This window comes from Shewanella sp. SP2S2-6, assembly GCF_031931965.1.
GTDB lineage: Bacteria > Pseudomonadota > Gammaproteobacteria > Enterobacterales > Shewanellaceae > Shewanella > Shewanella baltica.
On sequence record NZ_JAUOEQ010000009.1, the window covers coordinates 64800 to 83660 of the forward strand.

13 protein-coding genes are annotated in these 18861 nt (G+C 47.4%); all 13 read right to left on the minus strand.

The window, feature by feature from the left end:
• Nucleotides 1–58: 58 nt before the first annotated feature.
• Nucleotides 59–1507 carry a metalloprotease TldD gene (tldD, locus tag Q4Q57_RS08970; protein ID WP_006083249.1) on the minus strand — a complete coding sequence of 483 codons (1449 nt, stop codon included), beginning with the start codon at nt 1505–1507 and terminating at the stop codon, nt 59–61.
• 113 nt (nt 1508–1620) lie between these two features.
• Nucleotides 1621–2451, minus strand: coding sequence for a carbon-nitrogen hydrolase family protein (locus Q4Q57_RS08975; RefSeq protein WP_107402719.1), 831 nt, complete (start codon nt 2449–2451; stop codon nt 1621–1623).
• Complete coding sequence (locus Q4Q57_RS08980) at nt 2375–6631, minus strand: YhdP family protein (RefSeq protein ID WP_311890621.1); 4257 nt, start codon at nt 6629–6631, stop codon at nt 2375–2377. Before Q4Q57_RS08980 ends, Q4Q57_RS08975 begins: the two co-directional genes overlap by 77 nt.
• Complete coding sequence (gene rng / locus Q4Q57_RS08985; RefSeq protein WP_006087039.1) at nt 6631–8097, minus strand: ribonuclease G; 1467 nt, start codon at nt 8095–8097, stop codon at nt 6631–6633. The genes Q4Q57_RS08980 and rng overlap by 1 nt, the downstream gene beginning before the upstream one ends.
• A gap of 229 nt (nt 8098–8326) precedes the next feature.
• A complete protein-coding gene (locus tag Q4Q57_RS08990) occupies nt 8327–8929 on the minus strand; it encodes a Maf family protein (protein ID WP_006087040.1) in 603 nt (200 codons plus the stop codon).
• 2 nt (nt 8930–8931) lie between these two features.
• Nucleotides 8932–9420 carry a rod shape-determining protein MreD gene (mreD, locus tag Q4Q57_RS08995; protein WP_006083254.1) on the minus strand — a complete coding sequence of 163 codons (489 nt, stop codon included), beginning with the start codon at nt 9418–9420 and terminating at the stop codon, nt 8932–8934.
• Nucleotides 9417–10427 (minus strand): rod shape-determining protein MreC, encoded by a 1011-nt coding sequence (gene mreC / locus Q4Q57_RS09000; RefSeq protein ID WP_006087041.1) that lies wholly within the window; start codon nt 10425–10427, stop codon nt 9417–9419. Before mreC ends, mreD begins: the two co-directional genes overlap by 4 nt.
• 44 nt (nt 10428–10471) lie before the next feature.
• On the minus strand, nt 10472–11521 hold the full coding sequence (locus tag Q4Q57_RS09005) for a rod shape-determining protein (protein ID WP_006083256.1): 1050 nt from the start codon (nt 11519–11521) through the stop codon (nt 10472–10474).
• Between the two features lie 340 nt (nt 11522–11861).
• Nucleotides 11862–16493, minus strand: a complete 4632-nt coding sequence (locus tag Q4Q57_RS09010) for a DUF6701 domain-containing protein (protein ID WP_311890622.1) — start codon at nt 16491–16493, stop codon at nt 11862–11864.
• On the minus strand, nt 16483–16962 hold the full coding sequence (locus Q4Q57_RS09015) for a hypothetical protein (protein WP_006083258.1): 480 nt from the start codon (nt 16960–16962) through the stop codon (nt 16483–16485). Before Q4Q57_RS09015 ends, Q4Q57_RS09010 begins: the two co-directional genes overlap by 11 nt.
• Nucleotides 16952–17824, minus strand: coding sequence for a type II secretion system protein (locus Q4Q57_RS09020; protein ID WP_311890623.1), 873 nt, complete (start codon nt 17822–17824; stop codon nt 16952–16954). The genes Q4Q57_RS09015 and Q4Q57_RS09020 overlap by 11 nt, the downstream gene beginning before the upstream one ends.
• Nucleotides 17824–18354 carry a prepilin-type N-terminal cleavage/methylation domain-containing protein gene (locus Q4Q57_RS09025; protein ID WP_011847937.1) on the minus strand — a complete coding sequence of 177 codons (531 nt, stop codon included), beginning with the start codon at nt 18352–18354 and terminating at the stop codon, nt 17824–17826. Before Q4Q57_RS09025 ends, Q4Q57_RS09020 begins: the two co-directional genes overlap by 1 nt.
• The gene (locus Q4Q57_RS09030; protein WP_311890624.1) at nt 18344–18832 is read right to left on the minus strand and encodes a type II secretion system protein; all 489 of its coding nucleotides are present in this window, start codon (nt 18830–18832) and stop codon (nt 18344–18346) included. The genes Q4Q57_RS09025 and Q4Q57_RS09030 overlap by 11 nt, the downstream gene beginning before the upstream one ends.
• Nucleotides 18833–18861 lie beyond the last annotated feature (29 nt).

Genomic DNA, 18861 nt, shown 5'->3' on the forward strand with positions numbered 1-18861 from the left:
CAAAGCCTTGCCAGTTAACGCACTTATCGCCATCGCGCATCTACAAGCTCAACGAATACTAAGCCGTACCACCCACAGTTAAGCGATCTAACTTCAAGGTTGGTTGACCTACGCCTACAGGGACACTTTGACCGTCTTTACCGCAAACGCCAACACCTTGATCTAAAGCCATATCGTTACCGACCATAGAAATCTGACTCATGGCCTCAGGGCCGTTACCGATTAAGGTGGCGCCCTTAATGGCTTGTGTGACTTCACCATTTTCAATCAAATAGGCTTCGGATGCGGAGAACACAAACTTACCCGAAGTGATATCCACTTGGCCACCGCCAAAGTTCGGGGCGTAAATGCCCTTCTTCACTGACTTGATGATCTCGCTTGGATCCGACTCACCCGCCGTCATATAGGTGTTAGTCATACGTGGCATAGGTAAATGCGCGTAAGATTCGCGGCGACCGTTACCCGTTGGCGCAACGCCCATCAAACGAGCATTGAGTTTGTCTTGGATGTAACCCTTTAAAATACCGTCTTCAATCAATACGGTTCTTTGAGTCGGCACACCTTCATCGTCGATGCTGAGTGAACCGCGACGATTAGGCAAGGTGCCATCATCGACCACAGTCACTAACTTAGAGGCGACTAACTGACCCATCTTACCGCTGAAAGCACTGCTGCCCTTACGGTTAAAGTCGCCCTCTAAACCATGTCCAACCGCTTCGTGGAGCAATACGCCGGGCCAGCCATTGCCTAACACCACTGGCATTTCGCCCGCTGGCGCATCAATAGCATTAAGATTGACCTGCGCTTGACGCACAGCTTCGCGGGCAAAGGCGAAGCACATAGGTAAACCTGTGTCATCGCTTGCCATTAACACGCCGTAGTCATGACGACCACCGCCACCGGCACCGCCACGTTCACGTTTACCGTTTTCTTCTAAGATCACGCTACAGTTAAAGCGCACTAAAGGACGAATATCGGCCGCTAAAGTGCCATCGCTGGCAGCGATAAGGATTTCTTCGTGCACGCCCGCAAGGCTAACAACGACTTGAATAATGCGGCTATCTAAACTGCGAATAAAAGCATCTGCTTCTTTCAGCAGATTGATTTTTTTGACTTCTTCCATCGCCGCAATCGGATCTAAACTGTCGTATAACGCCAAGGCTTTTTGACGTTTAAAGGCTTGAACCTGAGTTTGCTCACCGGCACTGGCAATGCCGCGTGCGGCCTGTGCGGCAGCGCTTAGGGCTGCTGGCGTAATATCATCGGCATAGGCGAAACCGGTTTTTTCACCGCTGATCGCACGCACGCCTACACCGCGTTCGATATGGAAACTACCGTCTTTAATGATGCCGTCTTCCAGCACCCAAGACTCGTGGCGACTACCTTGAAAATAGAGATCGGAATAATCGATTTTGTGCTGATGTATGGTGTTTAGATAGGTTTGCAGCCCCTCTAACGCTAACCCATTCTTCAATAAACTTTGCTCTACTTGTGCTAAAAATGGCATCTATGCTCTCTTTGACCCCAAGGGATCTTGATATTCTGAGTGTAAATTCGCTGTACTAATTCTGTACGTAAATCGCTGTCTAATTCGGTATTGCCGCTCGCCAGTGCGGGCGGTTATTTCAAGCTTGGCTCAAGGAAACGATTATGCTGCATCACGGGCATTTTACGGCGAATACTGTGCAGTTCGGTTAAATCGACCTCGGCCTGCACCCAACCCGTACCCGTTTTACGTTCAGCCAAAATATTGCCCCAAGGACCGACTATCATGCTCTGCCCCCAAGTTTCACGACTGCCTTCGTTATGCTGTCCCCACTGAGCTGCAGCAAGAATAACGCATTGGGTTTCAATCGCTCTGGCCTGTAACAAGACTTGCCAATGGGCTTCACCTGTCACTTTGGTAAAGGCCGATGGCAAGGTAATGATCTCGGCCCCCGCAAGACGCATCGCCCTAAATAAGTCGGGAAAGCGTAAATCATAACAGATGGCTAGGCCAATTTTGCCAAAAGGTGTATCGATAACGCTAATGTGATCACCGGGGCAGAAGGTTTCGCTCTCACGATATTGCTTTGTACCATCGGCAACATCCACATCAAAGAGATGCAGCTTATCGTAATGCCCTAAAGTATCACCTTTATCATCAAACAGATAACTGCGGCTATAGACGCGGCCATCCTCAGCCAGCGCCGGAATAGTACCTGCCACCATAAATACCTGATATTTGGCGGCCAGTGCACTTAACGCCGATTTGAGCGGGCTCTGATGAGCATCACCCGCATAGGCGAGTTGCTGACTTTCGTGGCCACCAAACAGTAAACTGCATTCGGGCAACACGACTAAATGGGGCGCATCGGCATCCCGTTTGAGTTCGTTAAGCTGCGATTCGATAAACAGCAGATTGGCGCTGACGTCGCGACTGCTCTGACATTGCAACAGGCTGATGTGCATTCTGATCTCCCTGAATTTGCTTAATCGGTTCTACTGCTGGCTGATTCTCTGGTGTGGCAGGCGTGTTCGGCGCTTCAGGCGAAGGCGTTGCTTGAGGTTGCACCAACTTTAAATCGGGCGCTTTCATTTGATCTGTGGCTGGCTTTGGCTCTTCTGACTTTGATTCTTCAGTTCTGGCCTCTTCAGGCTTAACGTCTTTTGGCTCAAGCGCTTCTGATTGTGCTTCTTGAAGCTGTGGCTCAGATTTCGTCTCTACCGGCTGAGTGATATCGGTATTATGACTTGCGGCTTCGGTCGGCGCCGCTGGGCGCTCAACTCCAACAACAGGTAAAATGGCCTCAGGAATTTCAATTTCTTTACTCTTACGCTCCAGCTCTTCAACCACAGGTTCAGCCATAGTGCCGGTCACCCGAAAACGAATTTCTGAAATCACCTCAATCACAGGCTCAAGCACTTTTGTCAGCGCAAATGCGCCCAGACCGAGCGTCCACGCACTGGTACTGAGCAATACCACAGTCGGCACACTCGAGGCTAATTGCGGCACAAAGCGGATGTCGTAATTCAAACTTTCAGTGGTGAGATCCGTATAGCCACGGACCTTCATATTGCCCGCAATCGCATCCATTTCGGTATCAGTGGTTTTCACTACACCGTTATCAATTTGCAGATTGCCATTGAAGGAGTTGAAATACATGCCCTGACCGAAGACATCGGTGAAATCCAGCGACAGTTTGCGTACCAAAGAATCTAAGCTGAACAAGGAAAAAATGCGCGCGCCCTTATCACTCACCTGAGATAAATGCCCTTTGCCTAAGTCGAACTTCACCTTGCCATTTAAGGTTTCGAGGGAGAAAGCATAAGGCGCACCTTGCCAAGACAAATCCGCGTTAACCTTTAATGGCGCTTCATTGACGCCGGGATCTATGCCCAATTGGGCCGAGAGGTAATTAAACTGAGTGGCGTTCAATTCGACACTCAAATCAGTTTTATTCTGCCCTGCCTGTTGTTGCCAAATACCACTGCCCTGCAAGGTCACATTGGGCGTAGTCAACGACAGGGTTTGGATTTTATAGCCTGCCGCTTGTGGGCCCGCCTGCAAGACTAGCTTGCCAAAAGGCTTATCGAAGAAACGAAAATCCTCCACATTCACGGCCACGGGTGGCAGGTTAGTGAGCACTTGATCACTGGCAAAATCGGCATCGGTATCCGACTTAACCTCGGGTGAAAAATAGAATTTGCTCGCCACAACTTTGAGGCCTTGGGTTCGCCAGTTGGGATAGAAATCGACCCAGCCGTCAAATTCGTTGGCAACGGTATTAAAACGCCAGCCCGTTTCATTGGGTTTCGCATTGAGCCTAAGCTCGGTCAGCTGTTGTCCTAAAAGGTCGAGGCGGCCAATATGGGAATCGATACTCGCCACCGCAGGGAATAAACTGTCATGGGCGATATCGTCGACGAGGATGCCGGTTTTAGGTAATTTCTCTTGGCCAACAAAGGCATTAATCACAGGTAACCAGTCGGCTAGTTTCGCCTTACCAAGGTCAATTTGAATATGACCTTTCTCAGTATTTCGGGCTTCATCCTCATCGAATAAACGCCCCAATAACAAATCAAAATAACTAAAGTTAGCGCCTTTTTCAGTATCGAAACCACCGATAAACTCGGCATGACTCGCCAGCTTTACATTTAAGGTCGCATCATTTTGATCGCCAATAAACTCAGCGACTAAAGGCCGCGGCTCATCTTCGGGTTTGGCAAAATATCCCGGGAATGACAGTTGAGTGCCAACCATATCCGAAGTCACTTTGGCTTGGATTTGATAACCTTTTTCAGTAAACAGCATAGTCATAGCGCCGTCCCAACTGATTTTACCCTGATAAAAATCACTCAAAGGATTATGCAATTCTTCGGGGAGACGATTCAGATCCCAACGACTTTTGAGTAATAGATTAAGGCCAAAATCTTTGCCTTTAGGCTGAGTATCAAAGGTTAAGTTGAGCGGCTGTTCGAACAAACGCGCTTTAATACCTTTACCTGTCACCACCTCATTCGCAAAGTCGACGATACCCGTTACGCCATTAAGCTGCAGTCCGGGCTGGGCAATATACACAGGCGTGTTATCAAAACTAATTTGACCACGAATATCTTCTGCGCCTCCTTCATACAGCGGAATACTGATATCCAAATTGCCAGTCACAGCGCCTTGCACTTGCACGACATCTAAGGTTTTACCCACTGAACCCGCCAAAGGCGAGGCTTGTAACACCTTAGTCGCCGCGCTGCCTTGGGTGGCAAGTTCAGCTTCAATCCTTAGCAGCGTGTGCTCGCCAATCGCGGGAATAAATACATGGGCCCCCGTGGCATCCACGTTCATTAGCTTGCCTTGGTTGAGCCAAAGGTCCATACGGGCATTTTCAAATAAGGCATTAAGGGATAAGTCTGTGACTGCAGGCCAATCGGGTTGAAACTGGAATTGGGCATCCGTTAAAGTAAATGCCGCTTGAAACACGCCGCTATTGTCATCGAAGGGGAACCCGTTTAAGGGACCACGCCAAACGACCTGTGCATCTTGAGTCTGACCCGATTTAAGCCCTGTATCCAAATATTCAGCCAGCGATTCGCCCATCGCCTTATTGGGGAAATACTTGTCGGCATTGGCGACATTATTGATATGAACATTAGCGGCCAGCGCCATATGCGCCGCAGCACTGAAATCCAATTTAAGCGCAGCATCTAAGCCTATGTCATCGTTCTCAAGCTGCAACTGCGACACGTTTAAACTCAACTCTGCAGTATTGAACTGACCATCAATTGCCGCACCGTTAAAGACGAGTGGCGCCGAAAATTCATCCCCAAAATCCACGCTATAAACTTGTGCTGGCAAAGAGAAATACAGCGTCTTGTCTTGCCAATGTAAGTTCAGATCTAAAGGATGGGTATTGGGGATACCGTCGACCTTCTGCCAATGTAGCTGTTTCACTTCAGTAGTGGCGAGCAAAGGCTGATCGGCCTTTTGATACAGTCGAATGGGCCCAATGCTGGCTTCAGGCGCTAAAGCATGCCATTGATGTAATACGGTTTTATCGACTCCGGGGAATAGCGGTAACAGGGGTAATAGGTTTTGAGTGTTAACTTGATTCACATAGGCAAAGAATTCGTCATGTTGACGCTTAGCCGCCAGCGTTAACTGCGGCCAATGCTCACCGTTAGTGACAAAGTCGAGCCCTGAGCTCTGTACTTCCCAGCCTGAATCCTTTGGCTGCCAAATGATATCACCCGCTTGGATTTCAAATCGTTGTGGCGCTTCCTTTAAGGTCCATTGCAACCAACTCGGCTCAAAATGCACCATGGCAGAGCTGATGCTGCGATCGGCAAACGTAAGCCAAGCCTTAAGATTAACGACCCCTTCTAAGGGTAATTTTTTGCTCGCATCATAGGGGTTAGGCTGACGCGACGCCCACTCACCTAAGTCTAATGAGTTCGCCGCCAGATAAATCTGTCCCGTTAAGCTGTCGGGATTAGCGCCATCGCCATTGAGATCTAACTGTAATCCCAGAGATTCATGCTCAGAGGCATTATCATCGAGATACAGTTCCCCTGCACCGCGGTGACGCTCACCGTTATTGCGCCAGTTTAGCTGGCGAATATGGATCGGGCGAAACTCTTGGCGCAAACTCAGCAACTGCACTGTGGCATGGGTTAACGAAAATCTGTCGAGTTGCTTGAGCAATAGGGCATAGAGCCAATCAACTTGCGGCGCTTTATTGGTTGCGTCGGGATTATTTTCGGTCAGCTTGTCCATATTTAACGCGATATGGACACCATCAAAATTGACATCTTCGATACGCGGCGTGAAGGTCAGCAGCGATTGCCAAAAATCTAACTTCACTTGTACATTCTTGATAATCAGGGTAACAGGCAGCTGCTCCTGCGGCGGGATAACTAGATTATCTATGTTAATTGCCGGACCAAACGCTTGCCAGTGGGCGGATAATTCCCCCACTTGCACATCAACCTTATATTCGCTTTTTACGTAATCAACCAGTTGCTGGCGCACCCCATCAACCTGTGGCAATAAGCCACGGATCAAACTCACTGCAAGCGCAAATAGCACTAAGATTAGCGCGATAAATTGCCAACAAAAACGACTTAGTTTTTTTGCAGTAAAAGGTGCCGCCACTACATCATCACCACATCGTATTTGTGCTGTGAGTACATAGGCTCATTTTGCAAACGGATACGCTTACCTATGTAAACCTCAAGTTCAGCAATCAGATGATTTTCATCGGTATGCAGGCTTTGATACACGGCTGGCGAACAGTACAACAGGAATTCATCGGCATCATAGGCGCGGTTTAATCGAATGATTTCGCGAAACACTTCATAGGAAACGGTCTCAACCGTCTTCATGCTGCCCGTGCCATGGCAGGCGGGGCATTCGCCGCAAACCACATGCTCTAGACTTTCGCGGGTTCGCTTACGGGTCATTTCAACTAAACCTAAGCCAGAGAATCCACTTACATTGGTTTTCACTCTGTCTTTAGACAAAGCGCTGGTTAAGCTGCTGAGCACCCGAGCCTTATGATCCGCCGTCATCATGTCGATAAAATCGATAATTATGATACCGCCGAGATTACGCAGACGTAACTGCCTCGCTATGGCTTGGGTCGCTTCGAGATTGGTATTAAAAATGGTTTCTTCAAGATTTCTGTGCCCAACAAAGGCGCCGGTATTGATATCCACAGTCGTCATGGCTTCGGTCTGATCGATAATCAAATAGCCGCCAGACTTGAGCTCAACCTTACGACCAAGCGCGCGTTGAATTTCGTTCTCCACATCGTAGAGATCGAAAATAGGCGCAGGCCCTGAATAATGCTCAATCTTCTCGGCAATCTCAGGCATAAACTCTTGGGCAAAGGACTGTAACTCGGCAAAGGTGCGGCGAGAATCGACTTGAATACGGTCAAGTTCAGTACCGACAAAGTCACGCACAATCCGCACGGGTAAGGCTAAATCTTGATATAAGAGCGACACACCGCTGCGCTTACGTCGCTCGCTCACCTTTGACCAAACTCGCCTTAAAAACGCCGCATCTTGGGATAATTCATCCTCACCCACACCTTCGGCGGCAGTGCGGATAATAAAACCACCGTCATCATCGACATAGGGCAAAGTGATTTGCTTGAGGCGACTGCGCTCTTCTTCAAGCTCGATACGCTGGGAAACGCCAACGTGGCTAGAGCCAGGCATAAAGACTAAATAACGGGAAGGCAAAGTGATATCGGTAGTCAGGCGTGCGCCCTTAGTGCCCAGCGGATCTTTAACCACTTGCACCATAATGTCTTGTCCTTGACGGACTAATTCGGCGATATCACGGACAACAAAATGACCTTTCTCAACATCGGCAACGCATTCAGTGTGCGGCACTATGTCGGAAGCATGTAGAAAAGCGGCTTTATCTAAGCCAATATCGACAAAGGCGGCTTGCATACCGGGCAACACACGGCTGATTTTACCTTTGTAAATATTGCCAACTAAACCCCGTTTCATGCGGCGTTCAATGTGTACTTCTTGCAGCACGCCATGCTCAACTAAGGCTACGCGCGCCTCAGAGGGGGTTACGTTGATCAGTAATTCTGAACCCATCTTGCGCTGTATTTTATTTGGATTTAAGCGACTGGTATTCACGACTCACCCCATTCGGGAAACTAGATTAATTAATCGAAGTTACAAACTAGAAGTTACCCACTATCTAAGCATGAAAACCGAATAAAGGATCAAGGCTAAGGGTAACTTCATGGAGATACTCGATTAAGAGCCTAAAACCTCCACAAGGTTCATTCTAACCTCAAGCCGCAATACCAGTAACAAGGCGTTAAATCAGCCCAACCTCGGCTAACAACTCACGTGTTTCAACCAAAGGTAAACCCACTACGCCAGAATAACTGCCTTCAATCTCAGCCACAAAGCAACCGCCAAGCCCTTGGATACCGTAACTACCGGCTTTATCCATTGGCTCTTGTGAAGCGACATAAGCGTCGATATCGGCGGCCGATAAAGCGCAAAAACGCACTTGTGTTTCGACTAAGCGCACTGAGGTTTTGAAGCTTAAATCTACATCTGCTTGGTAAGTCAGCGCCACAGCGGTCATTACTGTATGCGTTCGGCCAGATAATTCAATGAGCGTACGCTTAGCATCGGCCACATCCAGTGGTTTGCCTAATATTTGGTTTTCAAGCACAACGATAGTATCAGAACCTAATACAGCAGGCTGTGACATATCTGCGCATAATGCCAGTCCAGCATGGGCTTTTTCGGCGGCTAAACGTCGTACATAATCCCTTGGCGCTTCACCTTGCTGCACGGTTTCATCGATATCTGGAGCCACTTGCGTGAAACAAAACTCAGGACGACCGAGTCCAATGTGTGCCAATAATTCTTTGCGACGTGGCGAAGTTGAAGCTAAAACTAAATCCACAGTTAGCGAACCTTATAATGACGTCGAACCCGACGTAGAATCCAAAATATCCAAGGCCAGATCACTAATCCTGAAATCGCAGGTAAGAATAGATCCGTATCGAAGACCGCCTCTTGCATGACAAACTCGACCCAGTAAATCACTAAGTGATACATACAAATGAGCAGCATGATCACCAACGACTGTTGCCACTTAGGGAAATTTCGCAATCGCTGGCAATGCAAGATGGCGACATAAATCACCAAAGACATCGCTAAAGAGCGCACACCTAAGGTGGCACCCAATAAAATATCCAACACTAGGCCTAAGACCCAAGCGGTTAAAATGTTGTATCTATGGGGTAATGCGATAGACCAGTAGAGCACAATCATCAACAACCAGTCGGGACGCCAAGCATCGACCACACTCGGCAAAGGCATGATCTGGCTGATCACGCCGATAAATAATGTCACCCAAACAATGAAGCGCCCATTGGCTGCTTGAAAACTCATTGGTGCACCTCAGTCGCTGGAGGAGTGGTTTCCGTTGCCGGTTTGGCCACAGTGGCTGCGGGTGTAGTCACAGGCTTAGTCGTGTCTGCAGATGTACCTTCCGCTGGACTCGCACTGCCAATTTTTGATGAGTTTTCAATAAGCGAATGATCCGCAGCGGGGACTGTAGGCTGATTAGGCAAGGTCACACCCGAATCGGGAGACGGCCAAATCAACAACACATAACGAATACGATCTAAAGCGGCTAACGGTTGGGCCGTGACTCGAGCGTAACTTTGACCATCTTCAGTCAAAACCTCCATGACTCGCGCAACGGGATAACCTTCGGGGAAACGATTGCCTAAGCCTGAAGTCACCAATAAATCGCCGACACGAATGTCAGTACTCTTGGCCACATGGCGCAGTTCTATCTCATCAAGCTCACCCGTACCATTGGCGACAAGGCGCACATCATTACGGGTAATACGCACAGGTAATCCGTGCGATACATCGGAGAGCAATAACACCCGGCTGGTCATTTCACTGACCTGCACCACTTGGCCGACAACACCTTGTGCATCCACCACGGGCTGACCGACAAATACCCCGCTACGGGAACCATGATTCAGCACCACGTAATGATGGAAAGGATCGCTGGCGACCTCTAGCACTTCGGCCACCATCTTGCGCGAATCCAGATAGGCGGGTGAGCCTAACAGTGCACGCAAACGCTCATTTTCTTGGCGTAAGTGTTCGAAACGCTGTAAGCGTTCACTCATCAGCAGTTGTTGCCTGAGCAGCTCTTTATTTTGCAACGCCAGCATATTGCGGGTGGCAAAACTTTCAGATGACCAGTCAAGCGCCGCACCGGGCACGCTGGCTAAATACTGTAATGGACTAAAGACAGAGGATAGGTTTTGCCGCACAGGATCGAGGCGATGATTAGCCACAAGCAAGGCCACCGACAAAATAATTGCCAGTGTCAGACGGAATTGGTTTGAAATACCACGAACAAAAATTGGCTTCATAGGAAAGCTAAGGCGGTGATTAACCGCCCTATACCGAAGTTAAATTAGGTTTCTTCGGAGAACAGATCGCCGCCGTGCATATCAATCATTTCGAGGGCTTTACCACCGCCACGTGCTACGCAGGTCAATGGATCGTCCGCCACCATTACTGGAATGCCGGTTTCTTGCATTAATAAACGGTCTAAATCACGCAATAACGCACCACCGCCAGTTAACACCATACCGCGCTCAGAAATATCTGAAGCTAATTCTGGTGGAGATTGTTCTAACGCCACCATCACAGCACTTACGATGCCAGATAATGGCTCTTGTAAGGCCTCTAAAATTTCGTTGCTGTTCAGTGTAAAGCTACGAGGTACACCTTCAGCCAAGTTACGGCCGCGGACTTCGATCTCTAGCACTTCATCGCCAGGATAAGCAGTACCGATAGTGTGCTTGATACGCTCAGCCGTGGCTTCACCAATTAAGCTACCGTAGTTACGGCGAACATAGTTGATGATCGCATCATCAAACTTATCACCACCGATACGGACGGAAGACGAATACACTACGCCATTCAGCGAAATAATCGCGACTTCAGTGGTACCACCACCGATGTCCACTACCATAGAACCCGTCGCTTCAGATACAGGTAAACCCGCACCAATCGCAGCAGCCATAGGTTCTTCAATCAAATACACTTCGCGAGCACCAGCGCCCATGGCTGATTCACGGATCGCACGGCGTTCAACTTGAGTGGCGCCAACTGGCACACACACTAGAACCCGTGGACTTGGACGAAAAAAGCTATTGTTGTGCACTTGTTTGATAAAGTGCTGCAGCATTTTCTCAGTCACATAAAAGTCAGCGATTACACCGTCCTTCATTGGGCGGATAGCTTGGATATTACCAGGCGTTCTGCCGAGCATTTGTTTAGCTTCTGTGCCGACCGCGGCAACAGATTTCTGACCGGAGCCACCACGCTCACCACGTATAGCAACAACAGAAGGCTCATTGAGCACTATGCCTTCGCCACGAACATAAATTAATGTGTTAGCTGTACCCAAATCGATCGATAGATCATTAGAAAAAATGCCGCGTAGCTTCTTAAACATGTAACTAGCCTGTATTCTGTGGAGTCAGAAGAAAAGAAAAATCAGCTAACTTTATCAATGCCACCCTGATTCCACAAGACCGAGGAGGTTAACAATCGCTAATGAAGTGATTTTTTTTCAAATCGTCCTCTAAAAAACAGTATTTAAGCGGAAAATACTGTTTATTGACGAAAATATCGACAACCGAAAACGAAGAAACATACAAACCAACAACAAATGTCAAACTCAGAAATTGCATTTAGAATCTGTCGCTAGGGTTTCAATCGACCTTCAATAAATGAAACTGATGCGCATTTCATACGAAAGACTCAGCTCGATTCAATAGCTGAGATAACTCAGATTAGTTTACCTCACGCCAATAGATAATTTTGTCATGCCCTCGGTAGCGACCAAAATACGCACTTGCCCGCGGATCAGTAAGATCTGTTGGTGATACACTATTCCAATTCCAGTACCATTCAAGCCATGTCGGCACATCCAAGGGCGCAGTCACTTGACCGCGGTATGGCGCACCACTTGAGGTGACCGCTTGCCAGAGCAACTCAAATTGGCCAGCTTGGAACGTTGCAGTCCCGCCAGAACGAGTAACACTTTGCCCCACCACTAAGTCGGGATCAAAATTGTAGCCAAGGCCGGCATTGTCCACTTGCGAACCCAAACCATACACTGCAGTGGTGCAGCTATCGTTGGTATTCAATACCCAACTGCTACCATTCCAATATTCGGCCCGAGTCGGCATACGCAGTATTTCAGTTTCAGGACCATAGGTGTTATCCATCACCACACGGCCATGACGATATTTCTGTTGGTTAGCGGATAATACAACTGCATCACAATTGCTACCGACACTGCAGTCGCCAAGGGTGGCAGCATTCATATTGGGTGTTGCTACTGAACTCACATTACCGTCATTATCAAATACTTTAATCCCCAACAGCATTTGTTCATAGGTACCATCAACTTCACCACCTACTAAAGCAGGGAGGCGCGAGAAATGGGGTTGATAATCTATGTTAGCCTCACCTATCACCCAAGAACTCGATTGCAAAGGTACAACCACGTCATTTAATCGTGCCTGCATATCATTACCATCATCATTATTTTCCCCCACCAGCAATCCCGATGCCTTAGCAAAACTGCCACGATAATTTTCTGTCACAACGCCAGCGATATTTAGCGCTTTAAGATTAAATGCCACAGCAAAATTTTGATCCATATAACTAAAGCTATTGCTACATGCAGGCATTACGCTCGGTGCGTTCACCCCAAAGCGGTCAGGAACAAATCGGCCTATGTTGGTACTCTTTGCCAGTGGTATTGAGTAAAAACTTGATCCCAAGTAACTCGCGGGCGGCGCAGCACTAAAGGTAAATACCCCCACCTCACTGATACTTTGAACGACTGTATTGAGATTATTTGTCGCGGCCACTTGATCGTAACTGGCAATACCTACTTCGCCCTGAGCACCGGGACTTGGCGCCACCAGTTGGCTCGACAACGCAATACCGGATTGAACGTAATTGGGCGTGCTTGGGTTATCGCAATAATTACTGTCGTTATCAATAACCCAGGCTTTTGCAGCAATCTGCAAATTAAAACTCTCACCGGCTTTTTTATATACAGCGCAACTAACGTCTCCCGCTGGGCACAAAGCACCGCTGTCTTTGGGCGTGATACACAGGCCAACAGGAAAACTGACGAAGGGATCGCTACCTATCATCACCAGCCCTTCATCGGGCGTGCCAGCAACACCGGTATATTTGGCGTTTAGCTCAACTTTACCAGCGTCGCTATAATTGACCGCTATCGTTGCTTTACCGCTGGCATCAAAGGTTAAATTCTGGGAAGAAGGTGACAAACTCGAACCGCTGATAGAAGCTGAGTTAATGCTAACGGCTGTTGGGGTAAACATAGATGTAGCGACAGGCGAAATATATTGACTCCATAAATCGACCCTTTTTGTTTGACCAGCAAACGTCGGCACGCACTCTAGGTTGTCATTTGACTTTCTGACCGCAGAAATAGTCGCATTTTGGGCTTTATTGGCCAGTTTATCTGGCATATCAATTAAAAAGCCGCTATCTGCAAATGACAGCGTACAAGCCGCGGTTGATAACGCGCCAGCGCCACTGCGGCACAAGGTATTACTACCAGGGACGGTGGCAGGATTTGAACTCGATACTCCGATTGTGACTGGGGTGGTGACATTATGACGTAAGTCAACAGAGGCGATTCCGTTGATGAAACCGACATTACTAACACTACTGCCATTTTGGTACCAACCGCCATTACTAGCAGGATTCAGTGACAATTGCGCACTAACAGGATCAGTAAACAGGGTACAAGGAATATTTCCATCAGCACACGCTCTGATCTGCATAGGCTCTGCCTTACAGGTGAGCGGTGATGATGAGTAATCAAATTCAAAATGATGTACTTGTAAGCCAATCGGTTTGGATTTTATTGCACAAACTTTAAAATTATCGATTTCGTGGTTGTTATTGGCGCCACCAGTAGAACCCGTAAATGACAGATAAAAATCGGCAGGAACAGAATCTTGACCTGATATCGCTCTCGCATTAAATCGAGGGACAAGTACCTGATATCCATTACCATCACGCACATCTCTGTCTAGCGATACCCAAGCTTGACCTGTGATAGTTGAATCAACTTTAATCCGATATTTATGATTGGGTGCTGCGGTTGACGTACTACGAACATCAATTCTAGGATTCAAATTCGCCGCGGTACCAGCCAAATACTGATAATTTGCCGCCACAGAACCGCGTAATGTTACCGATTGAGATCTAAATCCAGGGCCACCGATCTTCCCCTCATTCGGATTGGAAAAATTACCATACTCATCTAAACCGACACCAATCCAACCTCCCGCAAAGCCCGGCGTACCATCATCACGTTGTGCATATCCGAGTGAACCGCCAAAGCTGCCAGGTTGCGGTGTAACAGAAGCGTCCGATAAAATAACCGCAACCCCATCACCTCCCGTTCCAGATGTAGGTGACCAAGCATAATAATCAAACTCTATCGTGACGAGATTGCCTTCAGCAGGAAATAACCGCTGGTAAGTACTTGCAGTGGCCTGATTACCCAATGCTGGCGTTATTCTTAGTCGTCCCCCGTTGATAGCCGGCGGAGTAGAAGAACCCAGCACTTTCGTTGCCCAATCGTTACCTAAGCTGCTGCGGGAAAAGTCATCAGTAAAACACTCTTCAACTGGCGCGACTTTCTCCAGCGCAACAAAGCCATAGTCTTCAGCAAGATGACTACGCTCACTATCGCCATAGGTATCTTCGTCGTTCACCATACTGACTTGAGTTGCACTCAAATTACAGCGTCTTAGCCAGCCACCATCGCCACCTCGACGAGAATCTTTCCCCGCGACTAAAGTCGGAGGATTAACAAATCCAGTCAAACTCGTGTTGTAAGCACATTGCTCAGCCAGCGTTTTAGTATTTCCCCCGCCTGTGTGGGTAAGTGCAGTACCGAATTGATAGTGAACATCCTCACCATTCAGTATGACTGTGCCAACACTGGATTTTACCGCTAAATAACCAATCGTTTCTGATTGTAAACTTCGCAGATTACCAGGTTTACATTGAGTTCCAGAACGGACCTCAGAGGTATCTAAATTGAGTTGAATACCACTCGAATTTAACTGTGCCACGCTTGTCAGCCAGCAGGAAGAATTATTGCGCGTCTGCAACTGATTCAATACGACATTCAGAGACGTATTCAGCGGCACATTCGTCCAGGCAGAGTTACTCATGTTCAATGCGTTAACGGTAGAGATTCTACCTGCTTCAAGTTGACTGCCATCGGATAAAACATGTGAACCTGCCGTCACAGCAATCCAATGCACTTCCGGCATACTATTCGAAGCGATATAGCGGTTTGAGGGACTCGTTGGTTCACTTTGCACCCAAGTAAATCCGGTATTAGTCACAGATGATACAAAGGTTGATGCAGGTCCATCGTTGCTAGTATTCGCCGTTGATATTGTCGGCATAAGGAAAATAAGTGGTTTCACGCCAACAGGGAAAGCATTGGCAAACGTCACTGAAGTAGTGGTCGCTTTACCAAACTGTAATTGTAGCGGTGCAACAGGCAAATCTTCATTAATACTGCCACCACTCATGACTAAATAACGACTCGTGACACGACCATTAATAATCGAGTTATTATTTAAACTTAATGTTGCATCGCTATAAACTCGCCCATTGAGTAAAGCATCACTATTTAGCTGAATATCGCTATAACCGATAATAAGTGCAGAAGCCGTATTATTTTCATTAAATTTACCGCCATTTAACTCAAATTTTTGTTTGGTAAAAATGCGGACATTACCTTGCAAAATCACCTTAGCATTTTGGTTCAAGGTAAAACTATCTACCCAATAGTCCCCCTCGGATAAAACGAGCGTCGCCCCGCCCCCAATAGCGATAGTGTTAAATCGATACTCATTTTGAGTTGCCGATAGAGTCAGAGTACAAGCAGAATAAAGCGAAACATTGCTAAACTGATTTTGCCCATTAGCACCAAGTGTTAATTGCTCGCCACTATTACAAGAACCATAACCGCCACCAGCGCCGCTACTCGATAAAAAAGCATTGCTCCCAGTTAATTTTAACCCTCGAATATCACTGCCATCGATAGTACATTTACGCACTCCACCAGAACCGTTATCACAACTGTTATTAGCAAGCCCGCTGCCATCGTTACTCGAACAATAATCTAATGCAGCACCACCAGTACCATTAATAATGCCATTACCGTTTATCATCAGCTGTGGCGATGATATCTGATGGCATACGTTAGAGTTATCGCCATGATGCCCTTGAGCAACCTTGGCAAAAATAACACTCTGGTCAATAGGGTCGAATGCCATCACAGCAGAAGGGAAACTCAAGATAAGTACTGCCAATATGGCACGATGAAAAAGATTAATTCCCACGGGCTTCTACCTCAACTTGTCGGCTGACGCGCGTTTCGCCGCTTTCGCATACCGCTTTACTGCTGATTCGATATTGAGTGACTGTGTCTACCGCATATGCTGTACAAGTCAACGTCACACTACAGGCATGAAAACCAGTTACATCGGGCGGTGTCCAAACATCTGATGCTAAACACGTTCCAACATTGCCATTCAATGGAAACAGCTTAGCCAGCAACGCATCGGCGCCACTGTTCGCCGCTGCAAAGGCACGGGTTCCCCATACTTCTTGGGTGAGCCCAACATCACCGTCTTCCACAATATTGATCAGTGCCGATGCCAGCAGAAACATCACGGTAATCACAAACACACCAATGATTAACGCACTACCACGCTGGCGCTCAGGCAGTGCGTAAGATTTTGATCTTGATAGTGATGATCTGGATGCTGAATTACGCCCTATCGAGCGACGCTGTGAATTAAGGAACATTGATCACCTGCACTTGATGTCGATATTGGAACGTCTCACCATTTACATTAAACCGCGGTTGTAAATGCACCATAGCATTATTCACTAGGCTAGATGGCGTTAAAATCAGCGGTAAATCAGCACCATTATTTAAAACATTTGCCACACTTTGCGCCATTAGCACGCCCGTGCCCATAGTGGTAGGCATAGCGGCAGGATTTGGCTGAACGGCATTAAAGTTATAACCAGCATAACGCAATAATTGTAATTCATTGCCGCTTGGCCCCTTTTCAAAGCAATAGCTCACTGGACTCGAACCAAAATAGATCCTTTGCCGTGGTGATGCTTCTGCAAAACGTGTTGGCGCAGTAAAAGTCAGCGTAACTTGATGCTCCAAAGGGGAAGGCGAAGTAGCAATCGTTTTAACCTGTGCCCGCTTTTGTCTCGCGCTGCTATACACATCGGCATCAATCAAGGGATAGATCCAAGCGAATTGATTCACGCGAATCGCACTCACCGTATTATCTAGAATAACTATCCCAGTGCTCGCGGCAGCATCGGGGATGATTGGCATAGTGAGATAAGTCGTGCTGGCTTCGATAGGCACAAACTCGATACATTGATAGGTCAGCGAATCGGTATTAACTCGCACACTATTAGGCAAAGCACTACGCAGCTCACGGGTCATTCGCTCAACGGCAAAACGGCTCTGGCTTAGTACTTGATCGACTGAACTCGACTCAACAAAAATCCGCATACCAAAAATAATAAAACTACTCACCCCGACCACAAGAATCCCCAGAATCAAGATAACTGTGACCATCTCGACTAAGGTAAAACCCCGCTTGGATGTTTGCATACGCTTTGCTGAAAAAGAGCCCATTAGTAATTGCTCCTTACCAGATTGTAAGTGATCACTTCATTGTCCGGCGTCGTCACATTAATGGTCACTAGCTTAGTATTGGGCGCAGGCCCATAGGCGACAGTGACACTTAATTGATAGTTAGGATAAGCAGCGGCATACGTTTGGGTTGAGTTGAGCATAGTCGCTGTTTCATTTAAGCCGTTGTAATCGTCCACATCATTAAAGCTGTTACGACTCTCACCCACCTCTGGACCCAAGGAAGTGGAACAATTGCTTCCTAGCGGACTATCACAGGCCGGCGTTCCACCATTGGCATTAGTGTTTTGATCATAACGCTTGCCCCATATTTCATTCATCACCGAATGGGCAAGCTCAGCACTGCGTACTCTATGTAAGGTGCTGGCCGCACGATCTGCTTGGGGAAATAACATGCTGGTTAGCATCACTATCGCAATGCCAATCACCAACATACCAATGACTAATTCGATAAGGGTAAAACCTAATTGACGGGCTTGAATATGTCCTTTAAAGAGAGCATTAGTTGGCATAAATATAACCCTCGCTGGAGACGTTAATCATCACAGTGTCATTAGCAATCACATTAATGCATGGCCCATTACAAGCCAACGAAAGTCTACCGTTGATATCGAAATCGAGGGTGAAGTTGCTGCTGTTAGTGCTCACTAGCACTAATTGAGCACCACCTTGAAAAGCCTGGCTATAAAGCGGGTTTGGCGATAACGCAGTGCCAGAACAAGCTGCCCCATTTCGGGCAGAGAATTGACTCACTTGATAACCAGTGACAGAAACAGTTACACGAAAACACCTGTCGGTATTATTGAGCGCTTTTTGCTGTACTTGACGCAGCTCGCTAATGAACTCATTACGTAAACTATAGGCACTGTAAGAAGATTGGGTAAACAGGCGAGGCAGCACAACCACAGCAAGAATTGAAATCAAGATGATGGTCGTCACTAATTCGACTAAGGTAAATCCGGCCTGTTTTGACATAGAGAAGTTAAGCATCGCTCTGGTTAATTGCTGATTTCAAGTGC